Raw genomic sequence first — 20,003 nt, forward strand, 5'->3', positions numbered from 1 at the left:
TTATTAATTTTAGAGCATAAATACGTATAGAGGAGAGGGTAGGCCATGTTTGTACATAAAATCGATGAAAATTTATCCTTGAAGTTAATTGAGTGGAATGATGCTGAAAGAATTTTTGAACTAACGGACCAATCGAGAAGCTATTTAAGAGAATGGCTGCCCTGGGTAGACGGGACAACTAAAGTAGAAGATTCACAAGAATTTATCAAAATTTGTTTGAAAGGCTATGCTGAAAATAAGAGCATGAATACGGTAATTGTATTTGATGGAGAAATCGTCGGCGTTGCCGGTTTTAACAGCATCAATTGGTCAAATAAAACCGTTCAAATAGGCTATTGGCTCGCAGAAGGATATCAAGGAAAGGGAATTATGACAAAGACTGCTAAGGCGCTGACTGACTATGCTTTCAGCCGCCTGCATTTAAATAAAGTGGAGATACGGGCTGCTGTGGGGAATCAAAAAAGCAGAAGCGTTCCTGCAAGGCTGGGGTTTGTAGAAGAGGGCATCATCAGACAGGCAGAATGGTTATATGATCATTATACAGATCACGTGGTCTACGGGATTTTAGCAAATGAATGGAAAGAAAAGCAAGGCAAGCAATAACGTATAAGAGAGATGGCCAGCCAAACAAGCACCTGTATGAACAGGTGCTTCAGACTGCAGACAAATTCAATGAAAATGGAGGTTTGTCTACAGTCTTTTTTATTTTCTTGCGGAGGGGTCTGTTGCTTTCCATTCCAGGCGCTTCGCTTTCCGCGGGGCGAGCGGCGAGCCTCCCCGGCGTCAAAGCGTCTGCGGGATCTCACCTGTCCCGCCGATCCCGCAGGAGTCTTTGCGCTTTCCATTCCAATCAACAGCGCGGACAAAGTTAGTATATCCGTATAACAATGCCTGTTTGAAAATAAATCGATCAAATGCTTGAGGTGAGGAAGAAGCTTTCGAAACATCATCCCAGCCAACGGGATAAAATAGAAGGGGTTACTATAGATCAGCTTGTACCAGGGAAGCATCTGTTTGTTAAAATGGAGGCAGCGGCTGATTTTTCTTTTATTTATGACCGGGCGGGAGAATTGTACTAGGAAGCAGGCTGCCTAAGCATCGACTTGGAGTGGTCTATCTTTCTACTGAATGACTTGAAAATCACCTAACAAACGAAAAGAGGTTCGGAATGAGATCATTCCGAACCTCTTTTGCCGTAGAATAGATACCCGATTTTTCTGTCATCCTTTATTCCTCATCGACAAATTTCACGAGCATATGAGCAAGCTGATGCTGCTGCTCCTTCGTGCCGACCTTCCACAGCTCTTGAAGCAATTTTTCTTCTCTGTTTTTCGGCTCAGCATGTTCAGCAAGATACCCGGCAATTTTTTCTGCCGCAACCGCCAGCTCTTCCTCATTTAAACCGATTTTTTCAGCTAGTTCTATTCTTTTCTTCAGATAAGCTTTGAAGGAATGGAAATTTTCAAGAATGCTATCCATTCTTTCAGGGCTGATCCGTTCAAGGGCATCATCCACTTTATTTGGCTGCAGTTCTCCATCTTTGTGAATTGCGTGATTTTTCTCTGTCATCCGTCATTCCTCCTTTACTGTTTCGTTATGCCCCCCTTTATCCATTTTCAAACATCAGACGGATGATTTACGGCCGGATCTGTACAGGCGTGCCGAGCGGAACGATTCGAGCCAGTTCTTCTACATCACGGTTGTACATGCGAATGCAGCCTTTGGAAACAAATTTTCCGATCGAGGAAGGATTATTCGTTCCATGAATGCCATAGGATTTTTTGGATAAGCTCATCCACATCGTTCCAAATGGGCCGCCCGGATTCGGCGCTTTATTAATAATGACAAAATCTCCTGTCGGGGTTTTGGTCAGCATCTTGCCTACCCCCACGGGATAGACCTTTTGAACAGTTCCGTGATGCAGTAAGGTTAATTGCCGCTGCGACAGGGAAACGCGGATCGAATAAGGAAGAGAAGCGGGCGGGGGAAGACCGGGAATGCGAATGATTTGCCCGGGTGCTAAAGAATAAGAGCTCATTCCAGGGTTAGCCGCAAGCAGCCGAGCGACAGAAATCCGGTAATCAGCGGCAATTGAAGCCAGCGTTTCCCCGCGTTCAACAACGTGATTCATAGCCTCACCTAATTTTGTCTATATTTTTGTGGTTCTTTACTGTTCATTTACGTATATGACCGGAGGGGAGCAGATAGACGCAAATAAAAGCTTCTTTGACGATATGACGATATTTGGCTGATATTTCATTTTTGATGCACTTGTGCTATAGTAAGAGCATAGAAGTCCACTAGGGGTGTCGTTAGACTGAGAGAGGAGCCGTCCTCAACTCTATGAACCTGATCTGGTTAGTACCAGCGTAGGGAACGTGTGACAGATGCAGCCAACATTCCTTTACACGGAAGAGCCTGTTGTATCCGTACACCCCTCTGGATAATAGAAGGGGGCTTTTTTATGGAAAGAAACAAATTGATAACGATGATCGAAATTGCCATTATGGCGGGACTATCGTTTATATTAAGCAAGGTAGAATTCGGCGCTCTGTGGGCATTTGGCGGATCGATTTCACTTATCATGGTGCCAATCTTTGTAATGGCCTTTCGCCGCGGCTGGCAGGCCGGCTTGGTTACAGGGCTATTAGCCGGGATCATCAGCTTGCTGACAGGCGGCTATGTCGTCCATCCGGTCCAGCTTGTGTTGGATTATCCTCTCGCTTACGCGGTGCTTGGAATCGGAGGGCTTGCAGTTTTTCATAAGCCGATTACAACAGGAAGGATTTTCACCGGCTTATTGCTGGGAACGTCCCTGCGTCTCGTTTGCCATTTTATGTCCGGCATCATCTGGTTCGGCAGCGCTGCACCAAAGGAAATGCCAGTCGCTGTATATTCTTTCTTGTATAACATTTCCTATTTGCTTCCGGAAATGTTAATCACAGCAGCGGTATTAGTATTTTTGAAAAAGACCGCGCCGAGCTTTTACAAACAATCTGCTTCTATTGGAAGCAGCTCGGCCAGTTATTAATAAATGACGGCAGACAGAAGCTGACTAGCGCAGCTTCTGTTTTTTTTTTGCGAAAAAAGGACACAAGCTGAAATTGTTTATTGATTCCGGTACAATAAGAATAACAGGATTGAACGCAGAGAGGAGGGGACTTATGCTGACTGACCAATTGAAAAAATGGCTTGCTAACCAAAGGCCTACCCGCGCGTTGCTGCTGCCAAAACTAAAGGAACTTCACCATTTATTTTCCGAGTATAACGATCAGACGAATGCTCATGCCTGTGCTGAACTCATAGAAAAGTTAGAAAATATAGAGTACATTATTGCTTTTTACGGCCACTTTTCTGCCGGAAAATCCTCCATGATTAATGAGCTGCTAGGAGAAAATTTGCTCCCGTCGAGCCCAATTCCTACAAGCGCTAATATTGTCAAAGTGAAAGAAGGAGAGCCTTGCGCCAAGGTTTTCTTTAAAGACGGAAGCAGCCAGAGGTTCCCTTATCCTTATGATATCAATGAAATTCAGGCCTATTGTGTGAATGGGAATGCCGTTGAAGAAGTAGACATTTCCCAGCGTACAGGCCAGCTTCCAGAAGGGGTAGCCGTTTTTGACACCCCGGGCATTGATTCAACGGATGACGCCCACAGGGTTAGCGCATTGTCGAAATTACACTTGGCTGATCTTGTTTTTTATATGATGGATTATAACCACGTGCAATCGCCGGCCAATTTTGAATTTAACCGATATTTGGCAGAAAGAGGAAAAGAAAACTATTTCATTATTAACCAAATCGATAAACACATCGCCAGTGAGCTGTCTTTTTCCCAGTTCTCAAGCCGCATTCACAAGTCATTCGCTGAGCATAAGCTTTCGTATAACGGATTGTATTTCACATCCTTAAAGGAGGAGAACCATCCTTATAATCAGATCCATGAATTGAAGGATTTCTTATCTGGAAAGATGGCTGACCGCCGGCAGCAGCTTCCAGTTCATGTTCTGCAGGAAGCACTGATGGCAGCGATGGATTTTTTCGATAAACAACGGGAAAAAAGCAGGGAAGAGCTTGATCAGTATGATGAGCAGCTGGCGGGAGTTTCTTCTTTTCAGCAGCTTCAAGACGAGCTGCGGGAATGGAATGAACGGAAAGAAGCCATAGAGAAACGCGATCATCTTTTTATTCCTCTCTTTGATCAAACGCTGGCGAAGGTTTTTTACAATGCCAAGCTGCTTGACTATTATGCCCGGATTTTCGTGCGGCAATTTTTAGAATCCCGGGAACTTTCCTTTCAGGTACGCGGCTTATTTTCACGCAAGAAAACCAAAAAAGAAAAAGAGCTTCGCCTGCAGCAGCTGTTTCAAACGTTAAATGAAAATAGAGTTTCCTATATTGATATCCCCTTAAAGGAGGACCTCATTCAGCTGTTAAGCTCATTTGATGTGCTGACGGAGGAGCTGCGGGAGCAAATCCGCCGATGTGAGGTTGACTTTTCTCCCGAGCTGCTTGTGAAGCTTGTAAAAAGCGGAGCGATGCTTACTGATGATTATGTGTTGAATTATGCCAAAGACATCGCAAATGAGCTGAGAAGCTTATATCGACAAGCGTTCGCCGGGATCATTGAACCGCTGGAAGCGCAGGCGAAGGAAAATAACCGCAGCAAACGGATTTTGCTTGCCCAAGAGGAGAAAGACATTCACCAAAGAATAGCTGCTTGGGAAAAACGGGAGCAGTTAAAAGCGCAAGAAAAAGAGTTGTACAACAGGCTGCTTTCCACACTGGCGGTGCGCGGAACGGAAAAAGCGGAGAAAAAACCATTTCAGGCGTTTAAGAAAGCGGGACAATTACAAGGGGCAAAACGAAAGCAAGCGGTCTCTATCGGTGAAGTAGCCAGGGAATGGCTGAGCCGGTCGGAGGAGGTTTCTCTTGTCTATGGCGGCTTGGAAAAACAGATAGAAGAGCTTAAAAGAAAAGCCCGCTTGCTGCTCAAGGCCGGCCATATGGAGCAAAGGATCAATAAGCTGAATGAGCGGATTGCCAGGCTTGAGAAGAACGAATATACGATCGCTTTATTTGGAGCTTTCAGTGCCGGCAAGTCATCATTTGCCAATGCCTTGCTAGGTGAACGGGTGCTTCCTGTGTCGCCCAATCCCACCACAGCAGCCATCAATGAAATCCGCGCGCCCGATAAAGAACATCCTCACGAAACTGTCACGCTCTTGTTCAAAACAGAGGAACAGCTCCTCAAGGATATTAATCAGGCGCTGGAATTGAGCGGAAAAACGGTTGGGAGCTTGGAGAGCCTGGAGCTGCTTTTGCGGGAGCATGACGAATGGGCGGAGAACAAGAGGCAAGGAAATGGGGAAAACGAAGAACAAGAACCGGAAGAAGACTTCAGTCCGCTTGCTGCATTGCCGCTGGAACAATTTTCATTCCTGCGCGCCGCTCTTTCCGGCTATAAGGAGATCCAGCCGCTGCTCGGGCAGCTAGTAGAAAAAAACGCTGATACGTATACCGAGTTTGTCAGTGTGGAAGAAAAAGCGTGCTTTGTTGAGCGGATCATATTGTATTATGCTTCACCGCTGACAGAGCAAGGAATGGTGCTTGTTGATACGCCCGGTGCGGGTTCCATGAATGCCCGTCATACTGAAATGGCCTTCAACTATATAACGAGCGCTGATTCGATCGTATTTGTTACTTATTACAATCATGCCTTTTCGCGAGCCGATCAAGTCTTTTTGACTCAGCTTGGACAGGTCAAAGAGTTTATTGGCAAAGATAAGCTGTTTTTTATTGTTAACGCAGCTGATCTTGCCACAGAGAAAAGTGACTTGAAGGATGTGCTTTGTCATATTGAGCAAAACTTATTGCACTGCGGGCTTGAACAAGCACGCATTTATCCGGTATCGAGCCATCTCGCTTTATTGGCAAAAAAAGAAGCGGCTCACTCTTTAACATCAGACGAAAAACAGCGGTACCAATCTTTATTGGCACTTTCAGAAGCAGAACGTCTTCCAAAGGAAGAGGTGCTGGAACTGTCAGGGTTCTCTTTATTCGAGCAGCATTTTTATCCTTTCACCAAACAAGCTCTGGCTGCTGCTGTTTTGCATCAGGCAGAAGCAGATGCCAATCAAGGCATCCTTGAATTAAAACGGCGGATTAAGCTTGCTGAAACGGATGAAGTGATCAAGCAAGAACGGCGCCGTGAGCTGTCCCGTCAATTATCTGCCGCGCTGTCTTACTTAGAAGGCCGGCTCGTCACGGCAGAATATGAAGCCTTCCATCAAGAAATCAAAGAACTGTTATTCTATGCCAGACAACGCTTGTTTTATCGTTATAACGATGAATTTAAGGCCATTTTCAGCCCGGCTGCTTTTGATTCCTTTGATGATATGCGCACGGCGCTGCACCGGATGACCAATGAAGTAATCCGATTTGTTGCTGCTGAAATGGCTCGTGAAATGAGGACGACAGCTTTTCGCTTGCAGGCCTTTATGCAAAAAGGCAGCCGCCGGTTTTACCGCTCGCTTGAAAAAGAAACAGGAGCCTTCTTGCCAGGGGTGTACTTGAAAGAAACAAAGGCCGAGACAGCTCAAGGTATCTCTTTTGAGCCCGAGTTGCATGAGGTGCATTCCGGCTTGTTCGCTTCCTTGTTTAAAGAATATAAAACATCTGTACAGTTCTTTGCAGAAGGCGGAAATAAACAAATACGAGATGAAATCGAAAAGAAACTGATTCCGCCTGTGCATGAATATATCCGGCAGGAACAGGAGCGCATGGAAGCCATTCTGCTGCCGTTTTACCAGCGCCTTCTTGAAGAAGCAAAGACGGATGCAAAGGCGCAAATCAAAGAGCAGGCAGCCGGACAACTGGCGGCATTGTCGGAAACATCGAATGTCGGATACTATCGACAACTGCTGAACGAACTGCAGCATCAGCTCCCGTGAATGAGCTGATGCTGCTTTCTTCAAGCATCTCCCGTACATTTATGTGAAAGGAAGAGGAAATGGACATTGAAAAACATTTTTTTGCCAACGGCACATGCTACACAATCAGAATCGCCCGGCATAATGATGCACAGGCATTATCTGATATACGGCTCCAGATTGACGGCGAAACAGAAAACCTTGATAGAGAAAAGGGAGAAGGCTTTATAGATAAGGCCGGCTTTGAACGATTCATTCAATCAGACATAGAAAACGAGAAAAACTTGTTTTTAGTAGCAGTTGTGAGCGGCAAAATTGTCGGATTTTCGAGGTGTGAAGGCAATCATTTCAAGCGATTCGCCCATAAGGTAGAATTCGGGGTTGGCATCTTGCAAGACTACTGGGGAATGGGCATCGGAAAAAACCTTTTGAAAGAATCGATCGCTTGGGCGGATGCCAACAACATTGAAAAAATGACATTGCATGTGCTAGAAACAAATGAGAAAGCGATCCGCCTGTATGAGAAGTGCGGCTTTCAAATCGAAGGCCTCTTGCAAAAGGACAAAATTCTTTCAGATGGGAACTATTATAATACTGTGGTGATGGGGAGGTTTAACGGATAAGGGGAAATCATCGAGCGGTCCTGCTTTTATTTTTTTCACTAGTAAATTCCAAAACTCAATATTTTTAATATTGCAAATGGCAGGCAGATATATTAAGATGAGTATACCATCCTTATTACGATGAACATTTGCATGCAAACCATGCGAATGCCCCGCGTAATATCCGAATGGCAGGAGGAACATCCGTGTTTGATAAAGATACGATTTATGTGATTGGAGACAGCAAAACAGCTTCTAACAATCCAATTATGCAGCAATTTAATTCTTACTTTATCGGTCTTGTCATCGACCGGAAGAATCATAAGATTATAGAGGCGGAATGCTCTTCTACTATTTCCTTAACCTCTCAATTTGTCCAATCCATCTTTAACGGGCGGTCCATGATGGACTTTGAGGACATTGTTGCCGACATTGAGAACCGATATTTCGGTGCGTCACAAAAAGCTTTAATTGTCGCGTTTAAAAACGCCTGCATTAAATACAACCAAATTATTAACAATTAGCTGCTTCATTTGTTTATGCATATGAAATCCAGCTGTTAAAGGGCGGACGTCCTTTGGCAGCTGGATTTTTTATTTTTTAAACTTTCTTTAAAGGAGGAAGAATAGATGATTCAAGATGGTGTGATGTTTGTTTGTTTTTTGCTCGCATTTACAGCTGTAATTGCGATCGCGGAGAAAAAGATTGGGGGCAAGTTTTTTAAATACGTGCCCGGGATTGTACTGATTTATATCGGTGCCGCTTTAATGAAAACGTTCGGCCTCTTTTCTGCAAGTGAATCTGTTGAAACCGCTTACGGAACCGTGCGCGGATTGCTTTTGCCCGCGATGCTGATGCTCATGCTGCTTCATTGTGACTTAAGAAAAATCGTCCGTTTAGGCCCGAAAATGCTGTTAACTTTTTTTGCTGCCTCGCTCAGCATTGTAGGAGGATTCACTATTACTTATGCGCTTCTTCACGGGTTTTACGCGGAAGGAACATGGAAAGCTTTTTCTGCGCTGAGCGCCAGCTGGACAGGCGGATCGGCAAATATGGTGATCCTCCAAGGAATTTTAGACGTGCCTGAAAATATTTTTGGCTACGCTTTAATTATGGATACTGTCAATTATTCTGTATGGGTAATGTTCTTGTTCTGGCTTGTGCCGTTTGCCATGAAATTCAACAAATGGACGAAGGCGGATACTTCTTATATTGATGAAATTACCGCTCACCTGGAAGCCGAAGAAAGCAACAGCAAACAGCCAATCGGCTTCGTTGAACTTATCGGATTTCTTGCGCTTGGCTTATTTGTTTCAGCGGCAGCGACGAAAATAGGTACGCTTCTTCCTGAACTTGGGGCGGCTGTCAATGCAACGACTTGGACGATTATTATCGCTTCTGCTGTCGGCCTGATACTAGCCATGACAAAAGTAGGCAAGCTGCCAGGCTCCATGGAAATCTCAAAAGTCATGCTTTATATCGTGATCGGTTTAATCGCATCACATGCTGATTTCTCGCAATTGTTCCAAGCGCCTGTGTACATTATTTCCGGATTTATGATCATGTTCTTCCACGGATTAATTATGGTGATTTTGGCTAAGGTGTTTAAGCTCGATTTATTTACGATGGGTGTTGCTTCTCTGGCCAATATCGGCGGCGTAGCTTCAGCTCCAATTTTAGCAGGGGCATTCAACCGGGCATTGATTCCGGTGGGCATTTTAATGGCTGTGCTCGGCAGTCTGCTCGGCACCTACTACGGTATTTTAACTTCTTATATTTTATCTGCATTTTAAGGAAAGGATGTCATCATGTATATTCGCAAACTAGATATATTCGTAGAAAAACTCCCTTTGGTCAAACCGTTTAAAACCGCTTTACGCACAGCAAAAGAAATTGACAATATATTTGTTGTCATTCATCTTGAAAACGGCATTACAGGAATAGGAGCTGCGGCTCCGACAGTGGCTATTACAGGTGATTCAACAGCGGGAATTGCCAGCGTGATTGAACAAGTCATTGCCCCGCAGCTCATCGGGCAAAAAATTACCCAGTTCCATGCGCTCTCCAAAAGGATTCAGCAATCATGCGCAGGCAACACGAGCGCCAAGGCAGCTGTAGAGATTGCCGTCTATGACGCTGCCTGCCGCTATTGGGACATCCCCTTGTATGAATTGCTCGGCGGGCAAACAAACGAGCTTCGCAATGATATGACAGTCAGTGTGGCTGACAAAGAGGATATGGTGAATGATGCGCTGAAAGCGATTCAAGACGGCTTTTCGATTTTAAAAGTGAAGGCCGGGAAGGATTGGGAGAAGGATGCAGAAAGAATCAGCGCGATCCGCCGCGCGGTCGGTGATCAAGCGGTGATCCGGGTGGACGCTAATCAAGGATGGTCAGTCAGCCAAGCGATTCGGATTATTCGAGAATTAGAAGATAAGCAATTGAATGTTGAACTGATCGAACAGCCGGTCAAGGCTTACAACATTGCGGGCCTAAAAGAAATTAAACAACATGTCCAAACGCCGATCATGGCAGATGAAAGCTTATTTTCTCCAATTGACGCAATGAAACTGTTATCTGAGCAAGCTGTAGACTATTTAAATATTAAATTAATGAAAACAGGGGGAATCCGCCGTGCGGTGCAAATAGCGGATATGGCGGAAGCAGCAGAGGTTGAATGCATGATTGGCAGCATGATGGAATCCATCGTCAGCGTGTCGGCAGCCATCCATCTGGCGGTTGCGCATCCGAACATCACAAAAATTGACTTGGATGCGCCACTGTGGATCAAGCAGGAAAGCTTTGAAGGCATTGCCTATGAGAGAGATACGATTCATCTCGGCAATGAGCCAGGACTGGGGATTAAAAGGAAAGAAAATGTTCCTTTTAAATAAATGGCTCCGTTCATCTAACAGGGCCAAATAAATACGGGAAAGGATGAATCGTCAGTATGATGAAAAAATGCTCTATCGCCGTGGCAGCTCTGGGAATGTTGTTTTTCCTGGCCATGAGTCCGGCAGAGGCAAAAGCAACAGAAGCAGATACTTACTATGTGGATGTATCCGCCGCGACCTTATGGACAGCACCGGATTTATTAAAAGAAGTGGATAAGCCTTCTGCTACCAATCCGGTCGATTTAAGGAAATGGACAGCTAGCATGACGTATGAGGATAAGCTGGATCTCGTTGGAAAGCTGGAAACACAAGCCTTATACGGCTCTAAAGTAACATTGCTTGAAGAAAAAGGCGAATGGGCCAAGGTGGCTGTTCACAATCAGCCGACGCCCCGCAACGAAACAGGCTATCCCGGGTGGATGCCGAAAGCCCAGCTGACCGCAGGAAAAAGCTTTGAAAAGAAACTCAATCGCCCGTTTGCCTTAATCACTTCTCCGACAGCTTGGCTTTACAATGACAAAAAAGGCAAAAAAGCATTCATGGAAGTCAGCTTTAACACACGACTTCCAGTCATCAAAGAATGGAAGGGCGAGGTGCTTGTCGCCACACCTAGTGACGGCACAAAATGGCTGAAGAAGAACGATGCCGCTATTTATCAAACTGAACAAGAGATTCCGGCGCCTGCTGGTCAGGATATCGTTAATACCGGCAAAAAATTTCTCAACCTCCCATACTTATGGGCAGGTATGTCAGGATTCGGGTTTGATTGTTCCGGATTTACCTATACACTCTATCATGCCAACGGAATCATCATACCAAGAGATTCTTCGGTGCAGGCCAAACATGGCACGCCGGTAGAAAGGGAAAACCTGCAGGCAGGAGACCTTCTCTTCTTTGCTTATGATCAAGGGAAAGGCAAAGTTCATCATGTAGCTGTCTACGTTGGAGATGGCCATATGATTCACTCTCCAAACAGCTCTACCCATGTGCGGATTGATCCTATCGAAACATCCGGCTACGGCGAGGAATATGCCGGCGCACGCCGCTATCTTCAATAAAATAAAAACGGCCTTCCATCTCGGATGGCCGTTTTTGCTGTTAAAGAATTAGGAGCCAAGGAAATGGATCACTTTATGAAGCGCCGTTTCTGCTGCTTCCATATGATACTTTGAGGAGCATGGATCACCAAATCCGTGTTGACCGGCAAATTTATGTATGGTTACGTTCTTTTGCGAAAGAGACTGAATGAGACCATCGACGCTAAACGAAAGCTCTTCCTGTGGAAACAGCAGGAGAACCGGACATTCGGGCGTGATGCCTGTGTAATCTCTAATGCGGGAGCCGTAATAACCGACGATGCCATCTGCCGCTCTTTCCTCGCTGCATAGCCAGGCAATCGTTGCGCCTACACTAAATCCAATAATAAAGACTTTTTGATAGTTTTCTTTCATATCTATCAGTAGGCTCTTCACAGCAGCTGCCGCCTGTTGAAAACCGACATGGTCCATAAAATAACGATAGGCCATTCCTTCTTCAGCGTATTCAAACGGAGACTCCCGCTTAAGCAAGTTTGGACAGCTCACTGTAAATCCTTGTTCTGCTAGCAACCTGCAGAAGCTTTTCATATGCTCATTCACTCCATAAATTTCGTGGACAACAATAATGGCTGTCTCTTGCTTTTTATCTCGATTCGTCATTCTGCTTGCCTCTCTCATATTTAATATAAAGCGCCGTTAAGAAATGATGAATTTCGCTCCATTGAATAACAGCAGTGCACTTTACAAAAGGATACGCAGGATATAAAGATTGGTTTCACATTTTTCTCACTAAATCTTCTTTTTGAATCTTTTCATTCTATTCTCCAAAAGTGAATAACCATTCATTTTGTGTTATAGTAAGAAAGAGATCAAGGATAGGGGGATGAATCATGCAGGCTGTCTATTTAATTGATGGAGCCCGAACGCCATTCGGCGCTTTTGGAGGAGGGCTCAAAGGGGTAACTGATGTCGACCTTGGAGTAACAGCAGCCAAAGAGGCAATCACCAGAAGCTCGCTGTTGCCAGAAGAAATGGAAGAGGTTGTGTTCGGCAATGTCATTCATACGACAAAAGCAGCGGCTTATTTAGCTCGGCATATCGGGTTAAAGAGCGGAATTCCTGAGCAAACGCCGGCACTGACAGTAAATCGGCTATGCGGCTCAGGACTGCAGGCAATGGTGTCCGCCGCCCAGACGATTCTTTTGGGAGACGCCCAGACTGCCCTCGCCGGGGGAACTGAAAACATGAGTCAGGCCCCGCATGTGCTGCGCGGCACCCGGTTCGGCTCGCCGTACGGACCGCCGCCGTTGGATGATATGCTGTGGTCAACGTTGACAGATGAGTATATTGGCTGCGGTATGGGCATAACGGCAGAAAATTTGGCGAAAAAATTTGAAATCAGCCGTGAGGAGCAAGATGCGTTTGCCTGGCAATCGCATCAAAAGGCGAGAGAAGCCCAGAAATCCGGCCGTTTCAGCGAAGAAATTGTGCCTGTTTCTTATACAGATAAAAAGAAGCGTAAAAAAACCATTTCACAGGATGAACATATCCGCCAAGCTGCCGAACTCGAAGGGCTCAGCCAGCTTACACCAGCTTTTCTTAAAGAAGGAACCGTTACTGCCGGAAGTTCAAGCGGAATTAATGATGGAGCCGCTGCAGTCGTTCTTGCTTCTGAATCATTCTTATCGAGCCGGCCGGACATCCAGCCGCTGGCAAGAGTACGGGCGTGGGCAATAGCTGGTGTAGATCCGAATGTAATGGGCATTGGTCCTGTGCCGGCAAGTGAAGCGGCACTAAAGAAAGCCCGCTTAACCTGGGGAGACATCGGTCTCATTGAGCTCAATGAAGCATTTGCCGCCCAGTCCCTCGCTGTAATGAAGCAATTGGAGCTGGATCCGCAAAAAGTGAATGTGAACGGCGGAGCGATCGCACTCGGTCATCCGGTTGGCGCAAGCGGAACACGCATCACCTACTCACTTGCTCTTGAAATGAAGAAGCGCGGAGTCAAATACGGCCTGGCTTCTCTTTGCATTGGCGGGGGACAAGGGATTGCTGTCGTACTTGAACATCCATAACTTTTGTCCAAACGCTGGAAAGACCTCATAGACCTTAGATGAGGTCTTTTTTTGTTCTTGCCAATTCATTTTATTGCTATATAATATTTGTATATTCAAATATTTGAATATACAAACCAAAAGAAAAGAAGGGGTTTCGTTGAGTAAGATGTTGCATTCTTTTAGCAGCTATTCCACCGACCATTTCCGTAAAGACTTGCTCGCAGGCATCATTGTAGGAGTCATTGCATTGCCGCTTGGCATGGCTTTTGCGATTGCCTCCGGGGTAAAACCGGAGTACGGCATTTATACGACAATTATTGCAGGGATTCTGATTTCTATTTTCGGAGGATCTAACTATCAAATCGGCGGTCCGACAGGAGCTTTTGTACCTGTTCTTCTCGGAATCGTTATGGCTTACGGGTATCAAAACTTGCTAATTGCCGGATTCATGGCCGGCGTGCTGCTGCTGTTAATGGGCTTGCTTAAATTAGGAGGGCTGATCAAGTTCATTCCCCGGCCGGTCATTATTGGGTTTACCTCAGGGATTGCTGTGATTATTTTCAGCGGACAGATCGCCAACTTTTTGGGATTGCGTGGTGTTGAGCAGCATGAAGACTTCCTTTCCAATATGAAAGAAATTATTATCCATTTGGATACGATGAGTGTATATAGTATAGCAACTGCTCTGATTTGTTTCTTCTTTATGATCGTTACACCTAAATTTTTTCCGAAAATTCCAAGCCCATTGATAGGTCTTCTTGCATCAAGTCTTGCAGCAGCTTATTTCTTTCCTGGACAGGTAGCAACCATCGCTTCTACCTTTGGTGAAATCCCTCACTCTTTGCCCCGCTTCCAGGTGCCGCAGTTTACGTTCGAAAAGGTGCATATGCTGCTTGGGCCGGCTTTTACTATCGCTGTTCTTGGGGCGATTGAATCTTTATTATCCGCAGTTGTAGCAGATGGAATGACCGGGACGAAGCATAACAGCAACCGGGAGCTGGCGGGACAGGGAATCGCCAACATGATTACCCCTTTATTTGGCGGAATTGCTGCGACAGGAGCCATTGCCAGAACCGCAACAAACATTAAAAGCGGGGCTGTGTCTCCTGTGTCAGGCGTCGTTCATGGGTTGGCTGTGCTGCTCGTGTTAGTGCTTTTTGCTCCCTATGCTTCTGCTATCCCATTAGCAAGCATGGCGCCTATTTTAATGAGAGTTGCCTGGAATATGAGTGAGCGCAAAGAGTTTTCGCGCATATTACTGACAAAAACGAGCGACTCGCTCATTTTATGCACGACTTTTGTTCTTACAGTGTTTGCCAACTTAACAATAGCCGTAGAAGCCGGATTGATTTTATCGCTTATTCTTTTTGTCAGACGGATGGGCGCTTCTCTTAAAATTGAACAAGTGCTGCCTGATCCTGAAGACAAAAAGGTCCGGCCAGCCGCCATCGAAGAAGGGCATCATTGTCCGCAAATCAGCCTGTTCACAGTGGAAGGTCCGCTTTTCTTCGGAGCTGCCCAGTTGTTTGAGCATAGAATCATGGAAGCCATCCATTACCGGCCAAATGTGTTAATATTAAGAATGAGCAAGGTTCCATATATGGATACAACCGGAGAAACAATTCTAGCGGACATAATAAAGGATTTTCGCGAGCAAGGGGGGCTCCTCCTGCTCTCAGGCATGCAGCCTCAGCCCGCAGAAGTCATCAAACGAACAAAACTGCTTGACCTTATCGGAGCAGAGCATATCTTTTCGCATACCGGGGAAGCGATCACTTTTGCCCTGACTAAGTTAAATAAAAATAAATGCCTGGGATGCAAACAATCCGCTTTTCACGAATGCGCGAAACTTTCTATTGGCAATGAAAAAGAGACCAAGACCGACAAAGGCCTTTTAGCTTAAAAGAATGGAGAAAAGAAATGAATACAGATTTGCAACAGTTTAAAGCCGATTTCTTTAAAGCTCTTTCCCATCCGTTGCGCATACGCATTCTAGAGCTGCTGGCGGAGGGAGATAAAAATGTGAATGAACTTCAGACAGCCATCGGCTCTGAAGGTTCCTCTGTTTCCCAGCAATTGAGTGTGCTGCGCAGCAAGAATATCGTATACGGCACAAAGGATGGCAATCGCGTAGTTTATTCGTTAAGAGATCCTATGATTATGGATTTACTGACGATTGCCCGCCAGATTTTTAATAATCATTTAATTGATACAATGAGCATGCTGGATCAATTAAGCGAAAGGGAAAAAAAATAAATCGCAGCTATGCAGCTGCAAAGAAAAGCTCCGGCAATGTAGCTTCCGGAGCTTTTCTAATGGTTAATTTTCACGAACATGCTTCATAATAGACATAAAACGAAGACGGCTTTCCTATGTTAAAAGACAGCCGGACGGCTTAATAAGAATTTTAAAAAAATACCAATTAGGAACGTGTGTTCTAATTCTAGATGTGTTATAATGGAAACAGCAATAGAATAGGCTTCTCAAGGGTGGTCGGCGCACTCCTCCAACGGACAAGGAGGGAGGTGGGGCCGTATGACAACATTTGAAACACTGATGTTTGCAATTGCTTTTGCAGGCTTAGTCATATCAATTTTGTCATTCCATAAAAAAGACTAAAACCGCCCTTGAGTTTACCTGGCTCCGGCGGTTTTAGCATGTTAGATGCTGATCTCCTAAAAGGGACCTGCTATTGCATAACCGTTTCGATGTGTCCAGCATCGAAACGGTCTCTTTAAAATATGTGTTTTCTCCTAGATTATACCCCAACGTTTGAGATTTGCCAATAAGAACGATTTCTTCCTCTTTTATTGTTCTCCACATTTAAAATAAACAACACGAAAGGAAAGAATCATGAAACACTTTTCCGATGTCTATGCACACGCACTTTCCCATACTAAACAGAAGGTTTGCGAAGATCTCCTCGCTTATTTGGGGACACATGAACACGCTCCTTCGTTGGAAGAGTATATGCAGGAACGCAAACCATATATCGAGCAAATATGGTTAAATATCTGGCTAAACAAAGCCTCCAATGAACTGAGCAGCAAAGAAAAACGGGCGTTTTTGAGAGAAAAAAGCTTCGTGACAAAAGATGTGGCCCGAAAGCTGATCAATCAGCTGTTCCGAAACGAAATCAGAACTTATCAGCCCTTTGATACCGAGCAATGGCTGCATGAAGAATACGCGAAGCTTTCCGTCGAAGAGTGGCAAGCTCTCTATGTAAAAGCCCGCGCACACTTTTTATCTGAACAAGAAGCAAAACAGCGGGCAAAAGAACAGGAGGAAATCAATTGTTTCATTGAGACAGCCGCAGACCAGGCGATTGCAGAAAACAAAAAAGCCTTCTACTTGTTATTCAGGCACTGTATGGCGAACCGCCTGCAGCAAGACTTGCGGACACAAATGCGTTTCCATCCTGTTGATCCATCAGCCCTTGAGGAGACCTTGACAGAGGATGGGGTGTTTGATCCCCAAGACTATGAAACAGCCGGAGACTTTTTCACTGAATTAACCGGGCGAATTGAAAAAACTTGGCATTGGGAATTTGAATATGAGACATATTCCTCCGTCTATGAACAGTACACTTCCCAATATGTGTTCAATACCGTCTCTCAGAAAATTTTAGAGGCGATTCCGGAACAGCTGAAAGAGCGCTACGAGCAGGCAAATGACCAAGAATTGACGGCCGATCACTTGCACGATACAGCAGATTACCTTCTCTCCGGGGTAGTATGGGATTTTTTTGAGGAATTAACAACAGAACGTCTCAGTCATCTTCTTGCGATTGCCTCCTTGCCATATGACGAAGCAGAGCAAAAGAAACTGTACGAGCAGCAATATGCCGAAAGAAAGCAAAAACAAGCAGAAAAGCAGGCTGAAGAGAAGCGCCGTCAAGAAGAAGAGGAAAGGCAGATCGAAGACATTTTCGGCCAGGCGTATCACCCTCCGGCAGAACGGAACGTCCGCTACATATTGCATATCGGCGAAACCAATACCGGAAAAACTCACCGGGCACTTCAAAGAATGAAACAAGCAAAAAGCGGGCTTTATCTCGCTCCGCTGCGTCTGCTGGCTCTTGAAGTATACGAAAAGCTTAATAAAGACGGAGTGCCATGCTCGCTAAAAACAGGAGAGGAAGAAAAGATCCATTCGAATGCTCAGCATTTCTCCTGTACCGTGGAAATGTTTTATGAAAAAGAATTATACGACGTAGTCGTGATTGATGAAGCGCAAATGATCGCCGATAAAGATCGGGGATTTTCCTGGTATAAGGCCATTACCGGCGCGCGTGCCGCTGAAGTGCATATTATTGCCAGCAGAAATATGAAAGAAATGCTTATCCAGCTTCTCGGCGACAACGAGTATGAACTATGCGAGTACAGCCGGGACATCCCGCTGCAAGTGGAATCCGCGCCATTTAAATTAGCGGATACAGCTCAAGGGGACGCACTCGTTTGTTTTTCAAGAAAGGAAGTACTGGAAACAGCCGCCCGGCTGAAAAAGAACCGTTTTTCCGTCAGTATGATCTATGGAAGCATGCCGCCGGAAACAAGAAAAAAACAAATGAAACAGTTTATCGAGGGAAAAACCTCTGTCATTGTTTCTACAGACGCCATTGGCATGGGGCTGAATTTACCGATTCGGCGAATTGTCTTTCTAAAAAATGAAAAGTTCGACGGTACGAGAAGAAGACTGTTAACTTCCCAGGAAGTCAAACAAATCGCTGGGAGAGCCGGACGGAAAGGCATCTATCCTGTCGGAAAGGTGGCTTTTATGACTGATGTCAAAAAGATGATGGAGCTGCTTCAAAAAGAGGATGAGCCTGTCCGGACATTTGCCATCGCACCGACATCAGCTGTGTTTGAACGCTTTCAGCGGTATTATCGTGATCTGGGAACTTTCTTTGAGCTTTGGCAGCGATTTAAAAGTCCTAAAGGAACAAAAAAAGCAGCGCTTTCTCAAGAGCGTTATTTATATGAAATCATCGAAGGGAGTGAAATAGAAGCTCGGCTGCCAATGACTGATTTGTACGGTTTTTTGCATCTTCCTTTTTCTACAAAGGATTGGGGAATGACAAAGCAATGGGTTTCCACCATGCAAGCGATTGTAAATGGCCGGGATTTGCCTGAGCCTATTATGAAGACCGGTACGCTGGAGGATTTAGAGCTCTCTTATAAAGCTATTGGCCTTCATCTTCTCTTTCTATATCGGCTTGGCCGGCAAACGGAGGCAATCTATTGGGAGCGGCTCCGCCAAACAATTAGTGATGAGGTCCATAAGCACTTGCAGGCAGGAGAAACAGGGAAAGCCAAGCGGTGTAAAAGGTGCGGAGAAAAGTTGTCTTCTCACTTTCAATATCCCATTTGTGATGATTGTCACGCTTCTAAACGCAAGAAGAAATACAACCGAAAAAAAAGGTTCCGTTAGTCTTCCTCTCTAGGGCCGAATTGTTTATTCTTTGCTGTTCTTGGGGAATAAATAGCATATACACTAGGTTTTCAGGAGGAACATTATGTCTATTGCATCAAAGCAAAGCCAGCCGCTTACTTGCGGCAGCGAGTATGGGCGGCTGCAAAAAGTGGTATTGTGCCAGCCGCAGTATATGGCGATAGAGGAAGTAATTAACGAAACGCAAGAGCAGTTTAAAGAAGAGAATATCGAGAGTCAGCGGGCCTTGAAGCAGCATCGGCAATTCTCCCGCTTGCTTCAGGAGCACGGGGTGGAAGTCATTGAACTCCCGCCGGATCCCCGGTACCCAGAGCAGGTGTTTACTCGCGATATTGGTTTTACCATCGGAGAACAAGTGTTTATTTCCAGCATGGCGACGGATATTCGCCAAGGGGAAGAAAAAGTCCTTGAAACTTGGCTTAGACAAGCCCATCTTTCTTATTCTCCATTGACAAGCAGTCCCATTGAAGGCGGCGATATCCTTATAAACGGCCGCACCGTTTATGCCGGGATCAGCAGCCGGACGGATGGCCAAGCAGTCGCTGAGCTGCAGTCCCGGCTGCCGGACTATGAAGTGCTCTCTATTCCTTTTGATGAGAAGTACTTGCATTTAGACTGTGTCTTTAATATTTTATCCCCAGATGAAGCGCTGGTCTTTTCTAAGGCGCTGGGAAAAAAGGAAAGGGAGCTTTTAGCTTCCCGGTTTCGTCTTATTGAAGTGTCAGAGGAGGAACAGTTCACTCTTGGCACAAACGTTCTTTCCATTGGCGGCAAAACGGTATTCAGTCTGCCGGTGAACAAAAGGGTGAACGAGCAGCTGGCTGAGCGGGGATACCGAGTCATTGAGGCGGACATTACTGAAATTATTAAGTCAGGAGGGTCCTTTCGGTGCTGCACACTGCCATTGCTGCGCGGCTAATCAAAAAGGACAAGTCCGAGTGCTAAAGCACTCGGATTTTATTATTTGAAACCAATTGACGTATTTGACGTATACAACAAGTGCAAAGACTTTAATCTATGGCACATAACATAA

At 45.3% G+C, this 20,003-nt stretch carries 16 protein-coding genes and 1 riboswitch; of the genes, 13 read left to right on the top strand and 3 right to left on the bottom strand.

Translation table 11 applies throughout. From position 1 onward, the window contains the following. The first annotated feature begins 45 nt into the window (after window positions 1–45). The gene (locus tag B1A98_RS09815; RefSeq protein WP_063385001.1) at window positions 46–603 is read left to right on the top strand and encodes a GNAT family N-acetyltransferase; all 558 of its coding nucleotides are present in this window, start codon (window positions 46–48) and stop codon (window positions 601–603) included. A 624-nt stretch (window positions 604–1,227) separates the two neighbouring features. Here B1A98_RS09815 and B1A98_RS09825 read toward each other — a convergent pair. Beyond that, on the bottom strand, window positions 1,228–1,569 hold the full coding sequence (locus B1A98_RS09825; protein ID WP_041095999.1) for a DUF3243 domain-containing protein: 342 nt from the start codon (window positions 1,567–1,569) through the stop codon (window positions 1,228–1,230). Window positions 1,570–1,636: 67 nt separating this feature from the next. Next, window positions 1,637–2,131, bottom strand: a complete 495-nt coding sequence (locus tag B1A98_RS09830) for a L,D-transpeptidase family protein (RefSeq protein WP_063385000.1) — start codon at window positions 2,129–2,131, stop codon at window positions 1,637–1,639. A gap of 161 nt (window positions 2,132–2,292) precedes the next feature. Further along, window positions 2,293–2,394: riboswitch (TPP riboswitch) on the top strand. A 70-nt stretch (window positions 2,395–2,464) separates the two neighbouring features. Here B1A98_RS09830 and thiT point away from each other — a divergent pair. The 7 genes from thiT to B1A98_RS09865 all read left to right on the top strand — a co-directional run bounded on the left by thiT (window position 2,465) and on the right by B1A98_RS09865 (window position 11,483). Continuing rightward, window positions 2,465–3,031: an energy-coupled thiamine transporter ThiT gene (gene thiT / locus B1A98_RS09835; RefSeq protein WP_063384999.1), complete on the top strand. Its 567-nt coding sequence runs from the start codon at window positions 2,465–2,467 to the stop codon at window positions 3,029–3,031. A 133-nt stretch (window positions 3,032–3,164) separates the two neighbouring features. Next, window positions 3,165–6,950, top strand: coding sequence for a dynamin family protein (locus tag B1A98_RS09840; protein ID WP_063384998.1), 3,786 nt, complete (start codon window positions 3,165–3,167; stop codon window positions 6,948–6,950). 59 nt (window positions 6,951–7,009) lie between these two features. After that, window positions 7,010–7,552, top strand: coding sequence for a GNAT family N-acetyltransferase (locus B1A98_RS09845; RefSeq protein WP_063384997.1), 543 nt, complete (start codon window positions 7,010–7,012; stop codon window positions 7,550–7,552). A 185-nt stretch (window positions 7,553–7,737) separates the two neighbouring features. Further along, window positions 7,738–8,055: a DUF3870 domain-containing protein gene (locus B1A98_RS09850; RefSeq protein ID WP_063384996.1), complete on the top strand. Its 318-nt coding sequence runs from the start codon at window positions 7,738–7,740 to the stop codon at window positions 8,053–8,055. A 105-nt stretch (window positions 8,056–8,160) separates the two neighbouring features. After that, window positions 8,161–9,324 carry a DUF819 family protein gene (locus tag B1A98_RS09855; RefSeq protein ID WP_063384995.1) on the top strand — a complete coding sequence of 388 codons (1,164 nt, stop codon included), beginning with the start codon at window positions 8,161–8,163 and terminating at the stop codon, window positions 9,322–9,324. A 15-nt stretch (window positions 9,325–9,339) separates the two neighbouring features. Continuing rightward, window positions 9,340–10,425, top strand: coding sequence for a mandelate racemase/muconate lactonizing enzyme family protein (locus tag B1A98_RS09860; RefSeq protein ID WP_041095992.1), 1,086 nt, complete (start codon window positions 9,340–9,342; stop codon window positions 10,423–10,425). 59 nt (window positions 10,426–10,484) lie between these two features. Next, window positions 10,485–11,483 carry a C40 family peptidase gene (locus B1A98_RS09865; protein WP_063385148.1) on the top strand — a complete coding sequence of 333 codons (999 nt, stop codon included), beginning with the start codon at window positions 10,485–10,487 and terminating at the stop codon, window positions 11,481–11,483. A gap of 48 nt (window positions 11,484–11,531) precedes the next feature. Here B1A98_RS09865 and B1A98_RS09870 read toward each other — a convergent pair whose 3' ends face one another. Beyond that, window positions 11,532–12,122, bottom strand: a complete 591-nt coding sequence (locus B1A98_RS09870) for a dienelactone hydrolase family protein (protein ID WP_063384994.1) — start codon at window positions 12,120–12,122, stop codon at window positions 11,532–11,534. 230 nt (window positions 12,123–12,352) lie between these two features. Here B1A98_RS09870 and B1A98_RS09875 point away from each other — a divergent pair, with 230 nt between their 5' ends. From B1A98_RS09875 to B1A98_RS09895, 5 genes are all read left to right on the top strand, one after another. Beyond that, the gene (locus tag B1A98_RS09875; protein WP_063384993.1) at window positions 12,353–13,537 is read left to right on the top strand and encodes an acetyl-CoA C-acetyltransferase; all 1,185 of its coding nucleotides are present in this window, start codon (window positions 12,353–12,355) and stop codon (window positions 13,535–13,537) included. 148 nt (window positions 13,538–13,685) lie between these two features. Next, on the top strand, window positions 13,686–15,422 hold the full coding sequence (locus B1A98_RS09880) for a SulP family inorganic anion transporter (RefSeq protein WP_063384992.1): 1,737 nt from the start codon (window positions 13,686–13,688) through the stop codon (window positions 15,420–15,422). 17 nt (window positions 15,423–15,439) lie between these two features. Beyond that, a complete protein-coding gene (locus tag B1A98_RS09885; protein ID WP_063384991.1) occupies window positions 15,440–15,775 on the top strand; it encodes an ArsR/SmtB family transcription factor in 336 nt (111 codons plus the stop codon). A 597-nt stretch (window positions 15,776–16,372) separates the two neighbouring features. Then, window positions 16,373–18,949 (top strand): helicase-related protein, encoded by a 2,577-nt coding sequence (locus tag B1A98_RS09890; RefSeq protein WP_063384990.1) that lies wholly within the window; start codon window positions 16,373–16,375, stop codon window positions 18,947–18,949. A gap of 85 nt (window positions 18,950–19,034) precedes the next feature. Beyond that, window positions 19,035–19,889, top strand: coding sequence for a dimethylarginine dimethylaminohydrolase family protein (locus B1A98_RS09895; protein WP_063384989.1), 855 nt, complete (start codon window positions 19,035–19,037; stop codon window positions 19,887–19,889). Window positions 19,890–20,003: the final 114 nt, after the last annotated feature.

The sequence above is a fragment of the Pseudobacillus badius genome (assembly GCF_002189605.1).
Classification (GTDB): Bacteria; Bacillota; Bacilli; order Bacillales; family Domibacillaceae; genus Pseudobacillus; species Pseudobacillus badius.

What these genes read in the sequence shown, in the direction of transcription:
- B1A98_RS09885 (WP_063384991.1), top strand. Translation starts at nt 15,440, where the DNA reads ATGAATACAGATTTGCAACAGTTTAAAGCCGATTTCTTTAAAGCTCTT.
- B1A98_RS09865 (WP_063385148.1), top strand. Translation starts at nt 10,485, where the DNA reads ATGAAAAAATGCTCTATCGCCGTGGCAGCTCTGGGAATGTTGTTTTTC.
- B1A98_RS09825 (WP_041095999.1), bottom strand. Translation starts at nt 1,569, where the DNA reads ATGACAGAGAAAAATCACGCAATTCACAAAGATGGAGAACTGCAGCCA.
- thiT (WP_063384999.1), top strand. Translation starts at nt 2,465, where the DNA reads ATGGAAAGAAACAAATTGATAACGATGATCGAAATTGCCATTATGGCG.
- B1A98_RS09830 (WP_063385000.1), bottom strand. Translation starts at nt 2,131, where the DNA reads ATGAATCACGTTGTTGAACGCGGGGAAACGCTGGCTTCAATTGCCGCT.
- B1A98_RS09890 (WP_063384990.1), top strand. Translation starts at nt 16,373, where the DNA reads ATGAAACACTTTTCCGATGTCTATGCACACGCACTTTCCCATACTAAA.
- B1A98_RS09860 (WP_041095992.1), top strand. Translation starts at nt 9,340, where the DNA reads ATGTATATTCGCAAACTAGATATATTCGTAGAAAAACTCCCTTTGGTC.
- B1A98_RS09880 (WP_063384992.1), top strand. Translation starts at nt 13,686, where the DNA reads ATGTTGCATTCTTTTAGCAGCTATTCCACCGACCATTTCCGTAAAGAC.
- B1A98_RS09815 (WP_063385001.1), top strand. Translation starts at nt 46, where the DNA reads ATGTTTGTACATAAAATCGATGAAAATTTATCCTTGAAGTTAATTGAG.
- B1A98_RS09875 (WP_063384993.1), top strand. Translation starts at nt 12,353, where the DNA reads ATGCAGGCTGTCTATTTAATTGATGGAGCCCGAACGCCATTCGGCGCT.
- B1A98_RS09840 (WP_063384998.1), top strand. Translation starts at nt 3,165, where the DNA reads ATGCTGACTGACCAATTGAAAAAATGGCTTGCTAACCAAAGGCCTACC.
- B1A98_RS09845 (WP_063384997.1), top strand. Translation starts at nt 7,010, where the DNA reads ATGGACATTGAAAAACATTTTTTTGCCAACGGCACATGCTACACAATC.
- B1A98_RS09855 (WP_063384995.1), top strand. Translation starts at nt 8,161, where the DNA reads ATGATTCAAGATGGTGTGATGTTTGTTTGTTTTTTGCTCGCATTTACA.
- B1A98_RS09870 (WP_063384994.1), bottom strand. Translation starts at nt 12,122, where the DNA reads ATGACGAATCGAGATAAAAAGCAAGAGACAGCCATTATTGTTGTCCAC.
- B1A98_RS09895 (WP_063384989.1), top strand. Translation starts at nt 19,035, where the DNA reads ATGTCTATTGCATCAAAGCAAAGCCAGCCGCTTACTTGCGGCAGCGAG.